The sequence below is a fragment of the Clostridium aceticum genome, assembly GCF_001042715.1.
Classification (GTDB): domain Bacteria; phylum Bacillota; class Clostridia; order Peptostreptococcales; family Natronincolaceae; genus Andreesenella; species Andreesenella acetica.
In genome coordinates, this window is record NZ_CP009687.1 from 1,068,825 (window position 1) to 1,086,800 (window position 17,976).

Annotated in this window: 15 protein-coding genes and 3 other annotated features; of the genes, 14 read left to right on the plus strand and 1 reads right to left on the minus strand. The window is 35.3% G+C overall.

Going from position 1 to position 17,976, the window contains the following annotated elements; all coding sequences use genetic code 11:
* Positions 1-142: 142 nt before the first annotated feature.
* Together CACET_RS04905 and thrS are read left to right on the plus strand one after the other, a co-directional pair.
* Positions 143-748, plus strand: a complete 606-nt coding sequence (locus tag CACET_RS04905; RefSeq protein ID WP_044823366.1) for a DUF445 domain-containing protein — start codon at positions 143-145, stop codon at positions 746-748.
* A gap of 211 nt (positions 749-959) precedes the next feature.
* Positions 960-1,185, plus strand: a binding site (T-box leader).
* A gap of 54 nt (positions 1,186-1,239) precedes the next feature.
* Positions 1,240-3,153, plus strand: a complete 1,914-nt coding sequence (thrS, locus tag CACET_RS04910; RefSeq protein WP_044823365.1) for a threonine--tRNA ligase — start codon at positions 1,240-1,242, stop codon at positions 3,151-3,153.
* A 66-nt stretch (positions 3,154-3,219) separates the two neighbouring features.
* Here thrS and CACET_RS04915 read toward each other — a convergent pair whose 3' ends face one another.
* Positions 3,220-4,620 carry an ATP-dependent metallopeptidase FtsH/Yme1/Tma family protein gene (locus CACET_RS04915; protein WP_201774901.1) on the minus strand — a complete coding sequence of 467 codons (1,401 nt, stop codon included), beginning with the start codon at positions 4,618-4,620 and terminating at the stop codon, positions 3,220-3,222.
* A gap of 460 nt (positions 4,621-5,080) precedes the next feature.
* Here CACET_RS04915 and infC point away from each other — a divergent pair, with 460 nt between their 5' ends.
* The 12 genes from infC to tyrS all read left to right on the plus strand — a co-directional run bounded on the left by infC (position 5,081) and on the right by tyrS (position 17,909).
* Entirely contained in the window at positions 5,081-5,677 is a 597-nt protein-coding gene (gene infC, locus CACET_RS04920; RefSeq protein ID WP_082058099.1) for a translation initiation factor IF-3, read from the plus strand.
* Positions 5,678-5,697: 20 nt separating this feature from the next.
* Positions 5,698-5,892, plus strand: coding sequence for a 50S ribosomal protein L35 (gene rpmI, locus CACET_RS04925; RefSeq protein WP_044823363.1), 195 nt, complete (start codon positions 5,698-5,700; stop codon positions 5,890-5,892).
* 25 nt (positions 5,893-5,917) lie between these two features.
* Positions 5,918-6,277: a 50S ribosomal protein L20 gene (rplT, locus tag CACET_RS04930; protein ID WP_044823362.1), complete on the plus strand. Its 360-nt coding sequence runs from the start codon at positions 5,918-5,920 to the stop codon at positions 6,275-6,277.
* Positions 6,278-6,371: 94 nt separating this feature from the next.
* Positions 6,372-7,721: a TrkH family potassium uptake protein gene (locus CACET_RS04935; protein WP_044823503.1), complete on the plus strand. Its 1,350-nt coding sequence runs from the start codon at positions 6,372-6,374 to the stop codon at positions 7,719-7,721.
* Between the two features lie 12 nt (positions 7,722-7,733).
* On the plus strand, positions 7,734-8,378 hold the full coding sequence (locus CACET_RS04940) for a potassium channel family protein (protein ID WP_044823361.1): 645 nt from the start codon (positions 7,734-7,736) through the stop codon (positions 8,376-8,378).
* Between the two features lie 25 nt (positions 8,379-8,403).
* A complete protein-coding gene (locus CACET_RS04945; protein WP_044823360.1) occupies positions 8,404-9,204 on the plus strand; it encodes a TrmH family RNA methyltransferase in 801 nt (266 codons plus the stop codon).
* Positions 9,205-9,319: 115 nt separating this feature from the next.
* Complete coding sequence (locus CACET_RS21275; protein ID WP_144414723.1) at positions 9,320-9,433, plus strand: YqzL family protein; 114 nt, start codon at positions 9,320-9,322, stop codon at positions 9,431-9,433.
* Positions 9,423-9,647, plus strand: a binding site (T-box leader). (Overlaps the previous gene by 11 nt.)
* Positions 9,648-9,718: 71 nt before the next feature.
* Positions 9,719-10,738, plus strand: a complete 1,020-nt coding sequence (gene pheS, locus CACET_RS04950) for a phenylalanine--tRNA ligase subunit alpha (protein WP_044823359.1) — start codon at positions 9,719-9,721, stop codon at positions 10,736-10,738.
* Between the two features lie 37 nt (positions 10,739-10,775).
* Positions 10,776-13,169: a phenylalanine--tRNA ligase subunit beta gene (gene pheT, locus CACET_RS04955; RefSeq protein WP_044823358.1), complete on the plus strand. Its 2,394-nt coding sequence runs from the start codon at positions 10,776-10,778 to the stop codon at positions 13,167-13,169.
* Between the two features lie 104 nt (positions 13,170-13,273).
* Complete coding sequence (locus tag CACET_RS19370; RefSeq protein ID WP_052661221.1) at positions 13,274-13,807, plus strand: cell division protein ZapA; 534 nt, start codon at positions 13,274-13,276, stop codon at positions 13,805-13,807.
* Between the two features lie 92 nt (positions 13,808-13,899).
* Entirely contained in the window at positions 13,900-16,353 is a 2,454-nt protein-coding gene (locus CACET_RS04965) for a U32 family peptidase (protein ID WP_044823357.1), read from the plus strand.
* A gap of 61 nt (positions 16,354-16,414) precedes the next feature.
* Positions 16,415-16,626: a binding site (T-box leader), on the plus strand.
* Positions 16,627-16,682: 56 nt separating this feature from the next.
* Positions 16,683-17,909, plus strand: a complete 1,227-nt coding sequence (tyrS, locus tag CACET_RS04970; protein WP_044823356.1) for a tyrosine--tRNA ligase — start codon at positions 16,683-16,685, stop codon at positions 17,907-17,909.
* Positions 17,910-17,976: the final 67 nt, after the last annotated feature.

Here is a 17,976-nt window from a genome sequence, read left to right on the forward strand (position 1 = left end):
TTGGCGAGGAAATATTGGAAATAATAGGGTTAAGTGAAGTCCTATGAAAGTAAAATATGGATAAATATTTACTTGCAATAGAAAAATAACATGGTATAATCATTTATGGGATTTTATGAAAAACTTAAGAAGAGGTGAAACAATGAACTTGATAACAATAGCTTTCCTGGCCTCCATAGGTGCTATTATTGGTTGGGTAACGAATCTTTTAGCGGTAAAACTACTATTTAGGCCTTTTGACCCTATAGAAATTCCTTTGTTACATATAAAAATACAGGGACTAATTCCTAAAAGAAGAAATGAAATTGCAGTGAGTATTGGAAAAACCATAGAGGCTGACCTGTTATCCGCTGAAGATATTGTATCTAGACTGGTGAATAATGATAATAAAGAAGAAATTTTTTTAGTGATTAAAAGCAAGATCAGTAAACTTATCAATGAGCGTTTGCCAGGAATTATTCCATCAGCATTTAAAGGGATGATTCAAGGTTATATAGATGACATCATAAACAAAGAGGGAGAAAAAATTGTTGCTGATATTGTAGAGAGTATTATAGAAAAGAGTGCTTCCAGCATACAGATAGCAGAAATGATTGAAGAAAAAATCAATGATTTCCCTATGGATCGATTAGAAGAAATTGTTTTCAATATTGCTAAAAACGAGTTAAAACATATTGAAATATTAGGTGCTGTTTTGGGTTTTGTTATTGGTTTGCTACAAGGTGTTATTATTATTTTACTACAGTAGATATATATATAAGAAATATATATAATTTGCAGTAAAGACGTATCCCACAGGGACAACTCCTTTTGCTACGCTACAGGGGTGGCAGACTGCGTAAAAACTAATTTTATTGGAACCTATATAGCTGGTATATTTTCTTTATCAAATTGAAAAAATAACTTAAGAATACCTTGACAAAAACTTTTTTCATCAATATAATAATCTAAAATAATATATTCTAGCTATGAAAAGGAAAAGTAAGTTAACTCCAATACTTAGAGAGAAAACATCTTAGGCTGCAAATGTTTTTGTATAAGGACTAACTGAAAACTACCCTTGAGCTGTTTCTGATTAGCATAAAGATGTGAAAAGAAAACCGGTGACAACGTTAGAGTCAATGATTGAGGTGGATTTTATCAAATTAGGTGGAACCGCGGGAAGCTAAGTCTCTCGTCCTAGTATTTTTACAGGATGAGGGGCTTTTTTTATTTATATTACGTGAAGGAGGAAGAAAAGTGCAAAAAATAAAAATAACATTAAAAGATGGCACTGTAAAGGAAGTAGATCAAGGAGCATCTATTTATGATATTGCTAAAGAAATCAGTGAAGGTTTGGCAAGAGTGGCCATTGGTGCTGAAGTAAATAATGAGGCAGTAGATTTAAGCTATAAAGTAGAGAAAGACTGTAATATAAATATTCTGCGTTTCGAGGATGAAGAAGGAAAGGATTTTTTGAGACATACAAGTGCTCATATCTTAGCACAGGCAGTAAAAAGGCTATACCCTAATACAAAATTAGCTATTGGTCCTGCAATAGACAATGGATTTTATTATGATTTTGACTCAGAGCATAAATTTGCTCCTGAAGATTTAGAAAAAATAGAGTCAGAAATGAAAAAAATCGTGAAGGAAAAATTAGATTTGGAGAAATTTGAACTTTCTAGAGAAGAAGCTTTAAAACTTATGGAAGAAAAGAATGAGACTTACAAAGTAGAGTTGATCCAAGATCTTCCAGAGGATGAAACCATCTCTTTCTATAAGCAGGGAGAATTTGTAGACCTTTGTGCTGGACCTCATGTTTTATCAACAGATAAAGTAAAGGCTTTTAAACTACTAAGTATAGCTGGTGCTTACTGGCGTGGTGATGAAAAAAACAAGATGCTCCAAAGGATTTACGGTACTTCCTTCGAAAAGAAAAAAGATTTAGAGGAATATCTACACAGATTAGAAGAAGCTAAGAAAAGAGATCATCGAAAAATAGGAAAAGAACTAGACCTTTTCAGTTTACAGGAAGAGGGTCCAGGCTTTCCCTTCTTCCATCCTAAAGGAATGGTTTTACGGAATCAGTTGGAATCTTTCTGGAGAACTGAACATATCAAAAGAGGTTATGAAGAAATAAGAACACCGATTATATTAAATGAAGATTTATGGCATCAGTCAGGTCACTGGGATCATTATAAAGAAAATATGTACTTTACGAAGATAGATGAGGCTGATTATGCGGTGAAACCAATGAACTGTCCAGGATCTATACTAATGTATAAGAGAAAAATGCACAGTTATAGAGATCTTCCTATTAGAATGGGAGAACTTGGACTAGTGCACCGACATGAATTATCAGGTGCACTGCACGGATTGATGAGGGTAAGATGTTTTACGCAGGATGATGCCCATATCTTCATGTTGCCAGAACAAATCAAAGATGAAATCATTGGAGTTATTGATTTTGTAGATTATTTTTATAACATCTTTGGATTCAAATACCATATAGAACTCTCTACTAGACCAGAGAACTCTATGGGAACCGATGAAGAGTGGGATTTGGCCATCAATGCTTTGAAGGAGGCATTGGATGAAAAGCAATTAAAGTATAAAGTTAACGAAGGAGACGGTGCCTTCTATGGCCCTAAAATTGATTTTCATTTGGAGGACTGCATCGGAAGAACATGGCAGTGTGGTACGATACAATTAGATTTTCAAATGCCTCAAAGATTTGATATCCATTATGTAGGTGCAGATGGAGAAAAACATCGACCTATTATGATTCATCGGGTTATCTTTGGCAGTATTGAGAGATTTATTGGTATTTTGATTGAACATTATGCTGGTAAGTTCCCTGCGTGGTTAGCACCTATACAAGCAAAAATACTACCTATTACTGATCATCATCATGGGTATGCATTAAAGCTTAAGGAAGAAATGGCTCAAAAGGGATTAAGGGTAGAAGTGGATACTAGAAATGAGAAAATAGGTTATAAGATCAGAGAAGCACAGCTTTCTAGAGTACCCTATATGCTGGTAATAGGAGACAAAGAAGTAGAAACACAATCAGTAGCGGTAAGGTCTAGAGAAAAGGGAGAGCTTGGAAGTGTGGAAGCGGCTTCTTTTATACAAGACTTGTTAGAGGAAATAGAAAACAAGAATATATAAGTAAAAATCATCCCATAAAAACAATAAAGACAAAAGGAGCAGAAAAAAATCTGCTCCTTTTATTCGTTATACAGCTTCCAGTTCTTCTTTTGTTTCTTTTACTTCTTCCTGTGTTGTAGGCTTTACTATAAAATCTCCTAATAATTCATTTAACTCATCACAGTTTAAAGTTTCTCGCTCCATTAAAGCAGAAGAAATTTTTTCTAACTCTGTTTTATAGCTTTGTAGTTGCTGCTGAGTCATGGCATAGCAGTCATCAATAATTTTATTCATTTCTTTGTTGATTTGTCTTCCTAAAACCTGCATCATAGTAGCGTTATTCGACATATAGCCCAAATCACTCATGCCATATTCACAAACCATTTGCATAGCTATATCGGTTACCTTCTTTAAGTCATCCTTGGCACCTGTAGAAAGGTGGCCAAAAATTAATTCTTCAGCAGCTTTACCTCCCAACATTACCATGATCTTACTGCACAATTCTTCTTTAGTCATAATATAACGATCATCCTGAGGCATATGTAATACATAGCCCAAAGCTTGACCCCTTGGGATGATAGATACTTTTTGCACAATATCGGTATTGAGTATCTTGCCAATTAGAGCATGACCAGCTTCATGATAAGCAACAATCTCTTTTTCTTTGAGTAACACAGTTGGGTTTTTTACTTGTAAACCAGCAATGACTCTTTCAATAGCCTGTTCAAAATGTTTTATAGAAATTGTTGTTTTATTTTCTCTTACAGCGATAATAGCAGCCTCATTAGCGATGTTGGATAAATGAGCACCACTCATACCATGGGTTTTTTTAGCTAGGTCTTGGATTTTAATACTTTCATCTAAAGGTTTATTTTTTGTATGGACCCTAAGAATTTCTTCTCTTGCCCTCACGTTTGGATTGCCAATAAACATGTGACGATCAAAACGACCAGGTCTAAGTAAAGCTTCATCTAATAAATCAAGACGGTTGGTAGCAGCAATGACTACAACGCTTTGATCTGTATTAAAGCCATCTAATTCTATGAGAAGCTGGTTTAAGGTTTGATCCTTTTCATTATTACTATCTAAATGTCTTTTAGCACCAATGGCATCAATTTCATCAATAAAGATAACACTTGGTGCCTCTTTTTTTGCTTTTTCAAACAAGGTACGTACTCTTTTAGCACCAACGCCTACATATTTTTCCACAAACTCAGAACCGCTTGCTGTAAAAAAAGTTGACTTCGTTTCTCCAGCTACAGCGGAAGCTAGTAGGGTTTTACCAGTACCTGGGGGACCATAGAACATAATTCCTTTAGGAATTTTAGCACCCATTTTTTGATACTTTTCTGTTTGGTTAATAAAGTCAATCACTTCAACTAGCTCTTCTTTTACTTCATCTAAGCCTGCTACATCTTCAAAGGTTACCTTTGGTTTAGTAAAGACCTCATTGTTATTTTCACAGCTTTTTTTCTCATCGTTTATCATAGCATGTGCATATTGGAAGGGTTTATCCAACTTGATGTAGTAAACAAACAAGAAAGCTGTTACAGCAATAAGTATTAGACGATCTTTACCTCCAAAACCAATACTGAACTCGTTTCCTCCAAAGGATGAGAGACTAGAGAAGAAGGTTAAACCTAGAAAAAACAAGAACAGTATGAGTATTATTTTTTTCTTCACTGTATCACCACCTTATATGTCTTTAAAAGTAGCATACCCAAAATCATAAACAAACATGATAGGTATGGAGAAGAAAAACGAAGGTAAATATATGAAGAAAAATAAATGCATAAAAATTTTTGAAATAAATAGCTTGACAAATGATGATGGTACTGATATTCTATTATAGAAAACAAAGTAGAAGATACCGCTTCTCACCTTGCAGCATAAGTTGCAAAGGTTCATAACTGACTATGTTAATGGAAATAGATGAATGATCATTGTTATGTTATTGAATTGGAAGCGGATAGTAAAAGACTATTCGTTTTTTTTATTGGGAACTTTTATTGGGAGGTGTCAAATTATTAGAGATATTAACGAGCTTCAAATTAATGAAGAAATTAGGGATAAGGAAGTTAGACTTATTGACTCCAATGGAGATCAGCTAGGAATCGTAGCAGCTAAGGAAGCACAAAAATTGGCCAATAGCAAAAATTTAGATTTAGTAAAAATTGCACCACAGGCGAAACCCCCTGTATGCAAAATCATGGACTATGGAAAGTATAAATATGAGCTAGCTAAAAAGGAAAAAGAGGCCAAAAAGAATCAAAAAGTTGTTACCGTTAAAGAAGTTAGACTTAGCCCTAATATTGAAAAACATGATTTGCAAGTTAAGGTAGCACAGGCAACGAAGTTCTTGAAGAATGGAGATAAAGTAAAAGTAACTTTACGCTTCAGAGGTAGAGAACTTAGTAATGTCAGTATGGGTAGAAAAGTTATTGATGATTTTAAGGATTTACTAACTGAAATCAGTTTAGTTGAAAAAGAAGCAAAGCTAGAAGGGAAACAAATGATTATGGTCTTGACTCCCAAGAATTCATAGATTAGAAGGAGGAAGTAATAATGCCAAAAATGAAAAGCCATAGAGGAGCTTCAAAGAGATTCAAAAAGACAAAAACAGGTAAGATTAAAAGAATGAAGGCTTTCAAAAGTCATATCTTGACCAAGAAAACAGCTAAGAGAAAAAGAAACCTACGTAAAGCTGCATTGGTGTTTAAAGGTGAAGCCAAAAAATTAGCACAAATTATAGCAAATTAGATATCGTTAAAGGAGGTTGTAAACAATGGCTAGAGTAAAAAAAGCGGTTAACGCTAAGAAAAAACATAGAAAAATACTTAAACTGGCAAAAGGTTTTAGGGGTGCTAGAAGCAAACTATTTAAACCTGCAAATCAGTTTGTAATGAAGGCTTTAAAACATGCTTATGCTGGTAGAAAATTAAGAAAAAGAGATTTTAGAAAATTATGGATTACAAGAATCAATGCTGCAACTAGAGCAAATGGATTATCTTATTCAAGATTTATGAACGGTTTAAAAACAGCCGGTATCGAAATGAATAGAAAAGTATTAGCTGAAATGGCTATTTATGATAAAGAAGGTTTTGCTCAATTAGTAAACGTAGCAAAAGAAAAGCTAAACGCATAATCAATAGAGTCCTTACATAAGGGCTCTTTAAATTATCTTGTAGAAACGAGAGGCAAAACGTATTTAGGAACATAAATTTAGGTGGTGTTACATGATGAAGGAAAAGCTAGGAAACCTACGTCTTGAGCCGACACAGATTTTGGTAGCGGGGTTTGCAGTCGTCATTTTGGTTGGGGCCATATTACTAAATCTACCTATTGCATCTCAAGATGGAAGGAGTATTGGGTTTGTTAATGCTCTCTTCACTGCTACGTCTGCTGTATGTGTTACAGGATTAGTGGTGGTAGATACAGGAACCCATTGGACTGTTTTTGGTAAGACAGTCATCGTCATATTAATTCAAGTAGGTGGACTGGGTTTTATGACAATGGCAACGATGTTTGCCATTTTGCTAGGAAAAAAGATATCTTTAAAAGAAAGATTGATTATGCAGGAAGCCTTAAATCAGTATTCTCTAGAAGGGATTGTAAGGTTTACAAAGTATATTATCGTAGGTACCTTTATGATAGAAGGTATAGGTGCATTTTTCCTCTCCTTTAGGTTTATACCAGAATACGGTTGGATCAAGGGAATTTCCTACTCCATATTTCATGCCATTTCTGCCTTTTGTAATGCAGGATTTGACATTATTGGAGAAGGTAGAGGTCTGACACCTTATGTGAGTGATCCTATTGTAAATCTTACCATCGGCTTTTTAGTCATTGTGGGAGGTATCGGCTTTTCGGTCATGGTAGACTTGATGAATCATAAAAACCTAAAACGCCTTTCATTACATACAAAGATGGTTTTATTTATTACTGCATTATTATTACTGATTGGTTTTGGAGGATTTTTAATTTTAGAATGGAATAATCCAGAAACTTTAGGAGAATTAAGTGTTGGCGGTAAGTTGCTAGGAGGTTTTTTTCAATCTATGACCACAAGGACAGCGGGATTCAATACCATAGCCCTAGATGCAATGACCAATGCCTCTAAACTCCTTACCATTGTATTGATGTACATTGGGGGTTCTCCTGCTTCTACAGCTGGGGGAATCAAAACCGCCACATTAGGTGTGATCCTCTTCACCGTCGTTTCAGTAATAAGAGGTAAAGAAGATACTGAGTTGTTTCATAGGAGAATTCCAAGAGATATTGTGAACAGAGCCATTACAGTGGCAGTTATAGGAATCACTTTAATCATTGTTATCACTATGGTTCTAACGATAACAGAAGCAGGCACTTCGTTTTTAGATGTATTATTTGAGGCGACTTCTGCCTTTGGCACAGTAGGCTTGTCTCTGGGCATTACCTCGGAGCTAACTATTCCAGGGAGAATGGTCATTATATTTATGATGTTTTCCGGCAGAGTGGGTCCTTTGACCATTGCCTATGCATTAGCAAGACAACAAAGAAAAAATAAAGGCATAATAAAATATCCTGAAGGAAAAATAATTGTAGGTTAGGAAGGTGAAAACATGAAGCAATATGTGATCATTGGTTGTGGACGATTTGGCAGAAGTGTTGCAGAAAATCTTTATAAACTAGGACATGATGTATTAGCTATAGACGAAAATGAGGAAACTATGCAAAGTATTTCTGACAAAGTAACCCATGCTGTTCAGGCAGATGCTACGGATGAACATGCTTTACGCTCTTTGGGATTAAGAAATTTTGATGTTGCTGTAATTACCATAGGCTCTGATATCCAATCTTCTATTATGGCGACGTTGATTGTAAAGGATCTGGGGGTGAAGTATGTAGTGGCTAAGGCACAAAGTGAGATACATGCCAAAGTACTATATAAAATTGGTGCCGACAGAGTAGTTTTCCCTGAAAGAGATATGGGTATGCGGGTTGCTCACAATTTAGTTTCTACCAACATATTAGACTATATAGAATTAGCACCAGAGTATAGCATCATGGAAATCACTGCACTAGATGAGTGGAATGGAAAATCTATACTAGATTTGAATATTCGCTCGAAGTTTGGTATTAACATTATGGCGGTAAAACATGGTAATCACATTAATGTGTCACCAACCGCCAGTGATGTGGTGCATAGAGGGGATGTTTTGGTAGTGATTGGTCACAACAATGATTTGAAAAAGTTACAAAAATAGTATCCTTGAATTTAGGTGAATTGTAATGGAGAAACAAGTAATAACCAGCCAGCAAAATAAGCTTATCAAGCATATTAAAGCATTAGAAAACAAGAAAAACAGAAAAATACATGGTCAGTTTATGATAGAGGGTATTCGTATCATAGAAGAATGTATTTTGCACGAAGTGCCTATAGAGTATCTCCTTTATACAGAAGATGTAGAGGCGGTACAGGGAGGAAGAGAGCTTTTAGAGCGGGGGATTAAAAAGTATAAAAGTTACGAGGTGGAGAAAAAACTATTTGATACATTATCCCATACTGAAACTCCTCAAGGTATTATGGCAGTAGTCAATATACAAGACCATAGCCTAGATACACTCAATATAAAAGAAGATGCCTTTTTTCTAATACTAGATAGAATTCAAGATCCCGGTAATATGGGGACCATTATAAGAACCGCTGAAGCCGCTGGTGCGGATGCAGTTGTTTTGACAAAGGGCTGTGTGGACCCTTATAATAATAAGACTATAAGAGCTACGATGGGGGCTTTGTTTCATATCCCAATCATAGAAGTAAATGACAATAATACATGGATTGAGGTTTTGAAAAAAGGTCATGTTAAATTGATAGCCAGTAATTTAAATACTGATTATGATTATACCAAGGTAGACTATAGGGGTAAGATTGCTATCATCATCGGTAATGAGGCCAATGGTATAGATGAGAACCTTTTGCATTATGTAGATTTATCCATAAAAATACCTATACTAGGAAAAATAGAGTCTTTAAACGCTTCTACTGCTGCAGCTATTTTGATTTATAAAGCAGTGGAGCACAAGCTGTAAATCTTTAGAAATTTCAAAAAACTTACAGCTATTTCGGTGCTCTCCCTTGTTTTCCATCCCTGACCTATGCTATAATAAATCTACGATGATTGGCTAAGGGAAGGAGTGTGGTTCGGTGAAAATAGCAAACACATTTTGGAGAATCTTTGAACTAACTGGCTCCATAACGGCCTATATGATGTACAAGAAGTTAATGATAAATCAAAACATATATAATGGTAATAGCTAAGAAGGAGAAAAGTATGTTATAAACTGTTTTACAGAGAGAAGTTGTCATGGGCTGAGAACACTTCAAATAAGTATAGCAGAAGTTCGCTCTGGAGCTGTAGAGCTGAAGGTTACATTGTAGTAGGCTTTATCGGAAGGACACCGTTATTGTCTTAGAGAGGCACAAAATACTGTGCTATTAGGGTGGTACCGCGGATTAGACCTTCGTCCCTTTAGGGGATGGAGGTTTTTTGTTGTATAAAAGGAAAAATTTGTTATACTACTTAAGAAAGAAAGGAGTTTTGTTATGGAAAATAAGTTAAAAGCACTACAGGAAGATGCAGAAAAAGAGATTATGCTGGCAGATTCTATGGAGACGATAGAAAAAGCTAGAGTAAAATACTTAGGAAAAAAAGGTGAACTGACAGAAATATTGAGGGGTATGGGGAGCTTATCTGCAGAGGAAAGACCTATCGTAGGTAAAATAGCCAATGAAGTGAGGGCAGCAATAGAAAGTCTTTTAGAAGAATCAAAAAAGACCATGAAAAATAAGGTTTTACAACAACAGTTAGAGGCTGAGGCAATTGATATTACTATGCCGGGTAAGCAAGTAAAGTTAGGAAAAAAACATCCTTTAACACAAGGACTAGATGAGTTGAAAAACATTTTTATAGGAATGGGCTTTAAAATTGCTGAAGGGCCTGAGGTAGAGACAGTTTATTATAACTTTGATGCTTTAAATGCTCCAAGCAATCATCCTTCAAGAGATATGACGGATACCTTTTACTTCAACAAGGATGTGATCTTAAGAACTCAGACTTCTCCTGTGCAAGTAAGAGTAATGGAGAGAACGAAACCTCCTATTCGTATTATTTCTCCGGGAAGATGTTTCAGAAACGATACACCAGATGCCACTCATTCCCCAATGTTTCACCAATTGGAGGGTTTAGTAGTAGACAAGGGGATTACGTTAGGAGATCTAAAGGGTACATTAGAAGTGTTTGCTAAAGAATTTTTAGGCAGCAATACAGAGATTAAATTTAGACCTCATTACTTTCCATTTACTGAACCTAGTGCAGAAATAGACGCATCTTGTTTTAAATGTGGTGGAGATGGTTGTAGCTTCTGTAAAGGTAGTGGATGGATAGAACTATTGGGGGCTGGAATGGTGCATCCAAATGTACTTAGAAATTGTGGTATTGATCCTGAGATATACAGCGGTTTTGCTTTTGGTATGGGTATAGACCGTCTGACTATGTTAAAATATGGGGTAGACGATATTCGATTGTTCTTTGAAAATGATATGCGGTTTTTAGATCAGTTTTAAGGATAGTTTTAGTAAAAAGTAGAGGAGGATTTCATAGATGTTAGTACCTGTAAAATGGTTGAGAAATTATGTTGATATTGATATAGATATAAAAAATTTATGTGATAGAATGACGATGTCAGGGTCAAAGGTTGAAACGGTAGAAAAAACTGGGATGGATATTGAGGGTGTGGTTATCGGTAAAATTGAAGAGATTAAAAATCATCCCAATGCAGATAAACTTGTGATTGTTAAGGTAGATATTGGAGAAGAATGTTTGCAAATTGTTACGGGAGCCACCAACATAGCAGTAGGTGATTACATACCTGTAGCTGTAGACGGAGCGAAACTACCTGGAGGTGTAAAGATAAAAAAAGGAAAGCTTAGGGGTGAGGTTTCACAGGGAATGCTTTGTTCTCAAGAAGAACTTGCCATACCTAAGTCCGTTATACCAGAGGATCAAAAAGATGGTATTTGGATACTGAAGGAAGCTTATCCTTTAGGAAAAAATTTGTTAGAAGTAATAGATCTTCAAGACGAGGTTATAGAGTTTGAAATTACTTCCAATCGACCAGATTGTTTGAGTATGATTGGGATAGCTAGAGAAGTGGGTGCTACAATAGGAACAACATTAAAGTATCCTGATATTGAAGTAAAGGAAATAGAGAAAAGCAGTGCTGATCAAGTAAAGGTAGTCATAGAAGATACTGAAGGTTGTAAAAGATATGTAGCCAGAGTGATAGAAGATGTTACTATTGAACCTTCACCCCAATGGATGCAGCAAAGGTTGGCAAGGGCAGGGGTTAGGCCTATTAATAACATCGTAGATATAACAAACTATGTTATGCTAGAGTATGGACAACCTTTACATGCTTTTGACCTAGATTATATTGAAGATCATACAATTGTTGTCAAGAAAGGTAAACGTGGACAGACTTTTAAGACATTAGATGGGACAGAAAGAAAAGTTAAAGACTATATAACGATGATTTGTGATACAAAAAAATCTCTAGCTATAGCTGGTGTGATGGGTGGAGAAGAATCCGAAGTTACTTCTAAAACAAAAACTATTCTATTAGAATCAGCTTACTTTCATCCAGAAGGTATTCGTCTGACTTCAAAACAACTGGGATTAAGAACAGAAGCTTCTTCAAGATTTGAAAAAGGCTTAGATCCTAATATCGCCAGTATAGCAGCAGACCGTGCTTGTCAGCTAATAGAAGAATTAAAAGCAGGAAAGGTGTTAAAGGGGGCTGTAGATGTGTACCCTGAAAAACACCAGTCTCAACAGCAAAGTATTCGACCTCATCGCATCAATGCTTTATTAGGTACAGCTTTGACCAATGGGGAAATGAGAGAAATTTTACAAAAGCTAGAGATAGATGTAAAGGACCAAGGAGATACTTTAGAAGTGATTGCTCCTACCTATAGGATTGATTTAAACCAAGAGGCGGACTTTGTTGAAGAAATAGGAAGAATTTATGGATATGATCGTATCACTGCAACGATGGCTAGAGGAAACATTGTTGTTGGTGGAAAAACACGGGGACAAATTATCGAAGATATTACAAAAGAAGCATTAAATGCTATGGGACTAAATGAAATACTTACTTATTCTTTTGTAAGTCCTAAAGGTGCTGACAAGATCAGAGTAGGACAAGATAGCATTAAAAGAAACTTCATTCACCTATTAAACCCGCTTGGAGACGAAACCAGCGTTATGCGGACTACGCTTCTACCTAACTTACTGGAGGTAGCAGCAAGGAATTTTAATAGAAAAGTGGAGAATTTCAGAGCTTTTGAGTTAGGGAGAATTTTTCTTCCTAAACTAGATACCTCTGATCCTTTGCCTTATGAAGTAATGAACTTAGTTTTAGGAATGTATGGGGAAGAAGATTTCTTCACTTTAAAAGGTGTTGTAAATACCCTATTAGAAAGATTAGGTATAAAAAATTATGAGTATGTAGTTGAAAAGCATCATCCAAGCTTCCATCCAGGAAGATGTGGTAACATCGTTTACTCTGATTATACAATAGGGACATTAGGTGAAATTCATCCTGAGGTCATGGAAAACTATGGTATTCATAAAAAATGTTATTGTGCGGAACTAGACTTTACCCAGTTACTTAAGTTAACACGTTTAGATAAGTTATATCAGCCGCTGCCTAAATATCCATCGATTACTAGAGACTTTGCAGTAGTAGTGAAGGAAACTACATTGGTGAAGGAAATAGAGGATATTATTACTGCAGAAGGTGGAAAAATCCTAGAAAGCTATAGTTTGTTTGATGTATATAGAGGAAATCAAATTAATGAAGGATATAAAAGTGTCGCTTATACATTGACCTATAGACACAAGGATCGCACCTTAAAAGAGGAAGAAGTTAATAAAGTTCAAGAAAGAATTTTAGAAGTGATCAAAGAAGTTCTAGGAGGCGTCTTAAGAGAATAGTAGAAAAAATTTTTTGAGAATAACTTTTTTAGCAGGATATTGGTTATTTATAAAGAAATGATATATAATGAAATCCTATAAGGCAGATAAGGGGTTGATCTACTATGGAAACGAAAAATAAAGTAACAGTAAAAATAAATGGCCAAGATTATCCTATTATAGGAATAGAATCCAAAGAATACCTACTAAAAATAGGAAATTTTGTTGATGAACAAATGGATTTAGTTGCAAAAAATAACAGTAAATTAAGTATCTCTATGATTGCAGTATTGACCTGTATTAACATAGCAGATCAATTTTTCAAACTACAAAAACAGCTAGATGCAGTAACAAGAGAGCAAGTAGACCCCCTAAATAAGCTAGAAGATGTACAAGAACGTTACAATGTCCTATTAAAGGAGTTGGAGGAGAAAAAAGAAGAATTTCAACTTCTTCAAAAGCAGGTTGAAGAACTAGTACTTTCAAAAGAAAATATTGAAGAGGAAAACACTCAATTAAAGGAAAAGCTACAAAATCGAGATGAAGATTTAGTAAATGCAGAAAACATCATTAATGATTTACAAAATAAACTTTTTGAAAATCGAATAGCATTGGTTCAGGTTCAAAAGCAACTAGAAGAACATAATAATAAAGAATAAATTGAAGGTAATGAAAGTTTTTTAAAAAGTAGTGATATAATAATATTACTACTTTTTGTTATTTATATAAAAAAGAAAGGTTGTTAAAATCTATGAAAAAAGTAGAACTATTAGCACCGGCTGGTTCTTATGAAGCTTTGATGGCAGCTATTCAAAATGGAGCAGATGCAGTTTATTTAGGGGGACAAGCTTTTAGTGCCAGAGCTTACGCCTCCAACTTTGATGGAGAAACCTTAGAAAAGGCTATAGACTATGCCCATATAAGAGGGGTGAAGGTTTATGTTACAATAAACACCCTAATAAAAGATGCTGAAGTTGTAGAGCTGATAAAATACGTCTCTGATCTGTATTGTATAGGGGTAGATGCTGTGATTGTACAGGATTTAGGGGTTGTTAGAATTCTTAGAAGGATATTCCCTGATTTAGAAATTCATTGTAGTACCCAGATGACCCTGCATAATAGTGCAGGTATTCAGTTACTGAAGGAAATGGGCGTTGGTCGGGTGGTGGTGGCTAGAGAATTAAGTGTAAAAGATATAAAAACCATCCATGAAAACACAGGAATGGAGTTAGAAGTATTTGTCCATGGGGCACTTTGCTATGCTTATTCAGGTCAGTGTTTAATGAGCAGTATTATAGGAGGTCGCAGCGGAAATCGTGGGAGGTGTGCACAACCTTGCAGAAAACAGTATGAAATGATCTCCTTACATAATAAAGAAGGAAAAGAGAAAAAAAGACCTTCCTTTTATTTAAGTACCCGAGACTTAAATACTTTACAAAACATTGGAGAAATCATAGAGAGTGGTGCAGCCTCCTTTAAGATTGAAGGAAGAATGAAAAAACCTCAATATGTGGCCTCTATTGTTAGAGCTTACCGTAGAGCTATAGACGACTATCTAAATAAGAAGCAGCAATTGCTACATACAGTTGTTATAAAGGAAGTAACACAAATGTTTAATCGGAAATTTACTGAGGGCTATATTTTAGGCAGCCCGCCACAGAAGATGCTAAATGCTGAAAAACCCAATAATAGGGGATTAGCTATAGGAAAAGTAGATGCTTATGACGACAGAAAAAAAAGAGTAAGAATAAAGCTGACAGAGGGGATACGACAAGGAGACGGCATTGAAGTCTGGGGGAGTGATAGTATAGGAGGAACTGTCAATAAAATGTACCTACATAATAAATTGATCCATGAGGCAAAGGCAGGAGAAACAGTAGAAATACAAATAGAGGGCAAGATAAAAAAAGATGATAGGGTTTATAAGACGTTGGACTTGCAACTATCAAAGGACTTAGAAAAAACCTACAGCAACGATATAGAAAACAAGAAAGTCAGTATATGGGGAGAACTTAAGGTGCAATTGGCAGAACCTTTAAAGTTATATATATGGGATGACGAGGGAAATACTGTGTATAAAGAAAGCCGAGAGGTTGCGGAAAAGGCCGAAAAAGTCCCCTTAACGGAGGAAAAGATTATAGAGAATTTGAGTAAATTAGGCAATACTCCTTTTCAATTACAAGAAATGAAGGTGGAAGTGGAAGGAAGTATAGCTATACCTATTTCTGTCATTAATAAAATTAGAAGAGAAAGCATAGAAGATTTAATGACTATTAGAAAGAATAAACATAAAAGATCTCATGATTCAGTGAATTATTCCCTAGACCATATTCCAACTTTGGTAGAAAACTCAAAAAAGCCTACAGAAGATGCTAGACTGCCTAAGTTAACAGTTCAGGTAGATACCTTAGAACAACTGCAGTATGTATTACAAGAAAAGGTTGATAGGATTTATTATGGTAACCTACAGAACTTTCAAAAAGCTATAGAACTATGCAAGGCTAACAATGTAGAAATTTTTTTCAGAAGCCCCTCGATTATTAAGGATGAGGAGAACAAAATCCTACAGACAAAATTAAAAACATATAAATTTGACGGCATCTTAGCTGGAGAGTTAGGTATAATAGACTTCGGAAGAAACACTTTACAACTTCCTATTATTGCAGATACAACCTTAAATATTATGAATAGTAGTACCATTACTTTTTTAGAAGAAAGAGGTCTTAAGGGAATAAGTCTTTCCAATGAACTGGACTTAAAAGGCATTAGAGAGATCAGAGCCAGTAAAGATCTAGAGGTAGAGGCATTGGTTTATGGGAAATTAGCTATTATGACTACAGAAACCTGTCCTCTAACCAGTGGTGATCAATGCCAAGATTATTGTGACCACTGTAAAAGTAGACCCTTTTATTATCATTGGGGGCTAAAGGATGATAAGAAGGCTGTTTTCCCTTTTGCAAAAGATGATTGGGGAAGAAGTATCATAATAAATAATTATCCTGTGTACATGATTGATAAAATAAAAAGTTTTACGGAGATAGGTGTCACTTCTTTAAGATTAATCTTTACTAATGAAAATCCACAAGATATTGCTGAAGTTATAAGAACATGCCGACAAAGCTTACTAGATAAGGAGAAAAGCATGATCAAGGAATTAGGGATTAGCAACTTTACTAGAGGCCATTATTATAGAGGTGTTGAATAAATTTTTGATAGATGCCTTGACAGAAGTGTGTGAATATAATATTATAGTTGAAAAATGATAGTTACAAACGATGAAAGAGATAAAGTAGCGCTTTGTGGTTACAATATAGAGAGTAGGCTGGTGGGTGAAAAGTCTATAGTACATAAAGTTGTGAATTACACTCGGGAGTTTCAATGGGAAATCATTGCGGCAGTCAACCGATATATTGACAAAGAGGCATCTTTGGAATAGATGCAAATTAAGGTGGTACCACGGGTCTTACTCGTCCTTAGCGCAAGGATGATATAAGGCCCTTTTTCTTTTTCACATAAAAATTAGGAGGGAAAAAAATGCAGAATATCTTTGATGTATTAAAAGAAAGAGGGTATATAGAACAAGCAACCCACCCGGAAGAACTAAGGGAACTATTAGGTAAGGAATCTACAACCTTTTATATAGGCTTTGATGCAACCGCTGACAGTTTAACACTTGGTCACTTTCTACAAATTATGGTAATGATGCATATGCAAAGAGCTGGTCATAGACCCATTGTCTTATTAGGTGGAGGAACCACAATGGTAGGAGATCCTTCTGGTAGAAGTGATATGAGGCAGATGCTGACAAAAGAAATCATTACTAAAAATGCTGAGAGGTTTAAAGATCAAATCTCTAAGTTCTTAGACTTTGAAGATGGTAAGGCTATTATAGAAAACAATGCAGACTGGTTATTGGAGTTAAACTATGTTGACTTCTTAAGAGAAGTGGGAAGACATTTTTCAGTGAATAGAATGCTTACAGCAGAATGTTATAAAAGCAGATTAGAAGATGGTTTGACGTTTTTTGAATTTAACTATATGTTAATGCAAGCCTACGACTTTTTAGAATTATACCGCAGGCATAATTGTAAAATGCAGTTGGGTGGCAATGATCAATGGTCTAATATTTTAGCAGGTTATGAATTGGTTCGTAGAGTGGATGGAGATTCAGTGTATGCCATGACATTTAAATTACTTACCACCAGTGAAGGCAAAAAAATGGGTAAAACACAAGCAGGTACCATATGGTTAGATGCCAATAAAACTTCTCCCTATGAGTTTTATCAGTACTTAAGAAATGTTGATGATAAAGACGTAGAAAAGACTTTAGCTTTATTAACCTTCCTGCCGATGGAGGAAGTAAGAAGACTTGGTGCATTAGAAGGTGCCCAGATCAATAAGGCTAAAGAAGTCTTAGCTTATGAAGTTACGAAAATAGTACATGGAGAAGAAGAAGCTAAGAAGGCTCAAGAGGCGGCTAAGTCGCTATTTGGTGGAGGTGTTGTGTCGGAGTCAATGCCCACTACAGAGATGGACAAAGCTAGATTTGATGAGGGAATAGACATTTTAACCCTGCTAATAGAAACTGGTTTAATCGCATCAAAGTCAGAGGGAAGACGTCTTGTACAGCAGGGAGGAATCAGTGTAGAAGATCATAAGATAGAAGACCTGAATCACATCCTTACTACAAATGATTTTCAAGAAGGCAAGATTATTGTAAAAAAAGGGAAAAAAGTATATCACCAAGTAAAATTGGTTTAAAACAGTATATTACTTTACTATTTAAGCTTATCCACATTTTGGATAAGCTTAAATTTTATGCTATAAT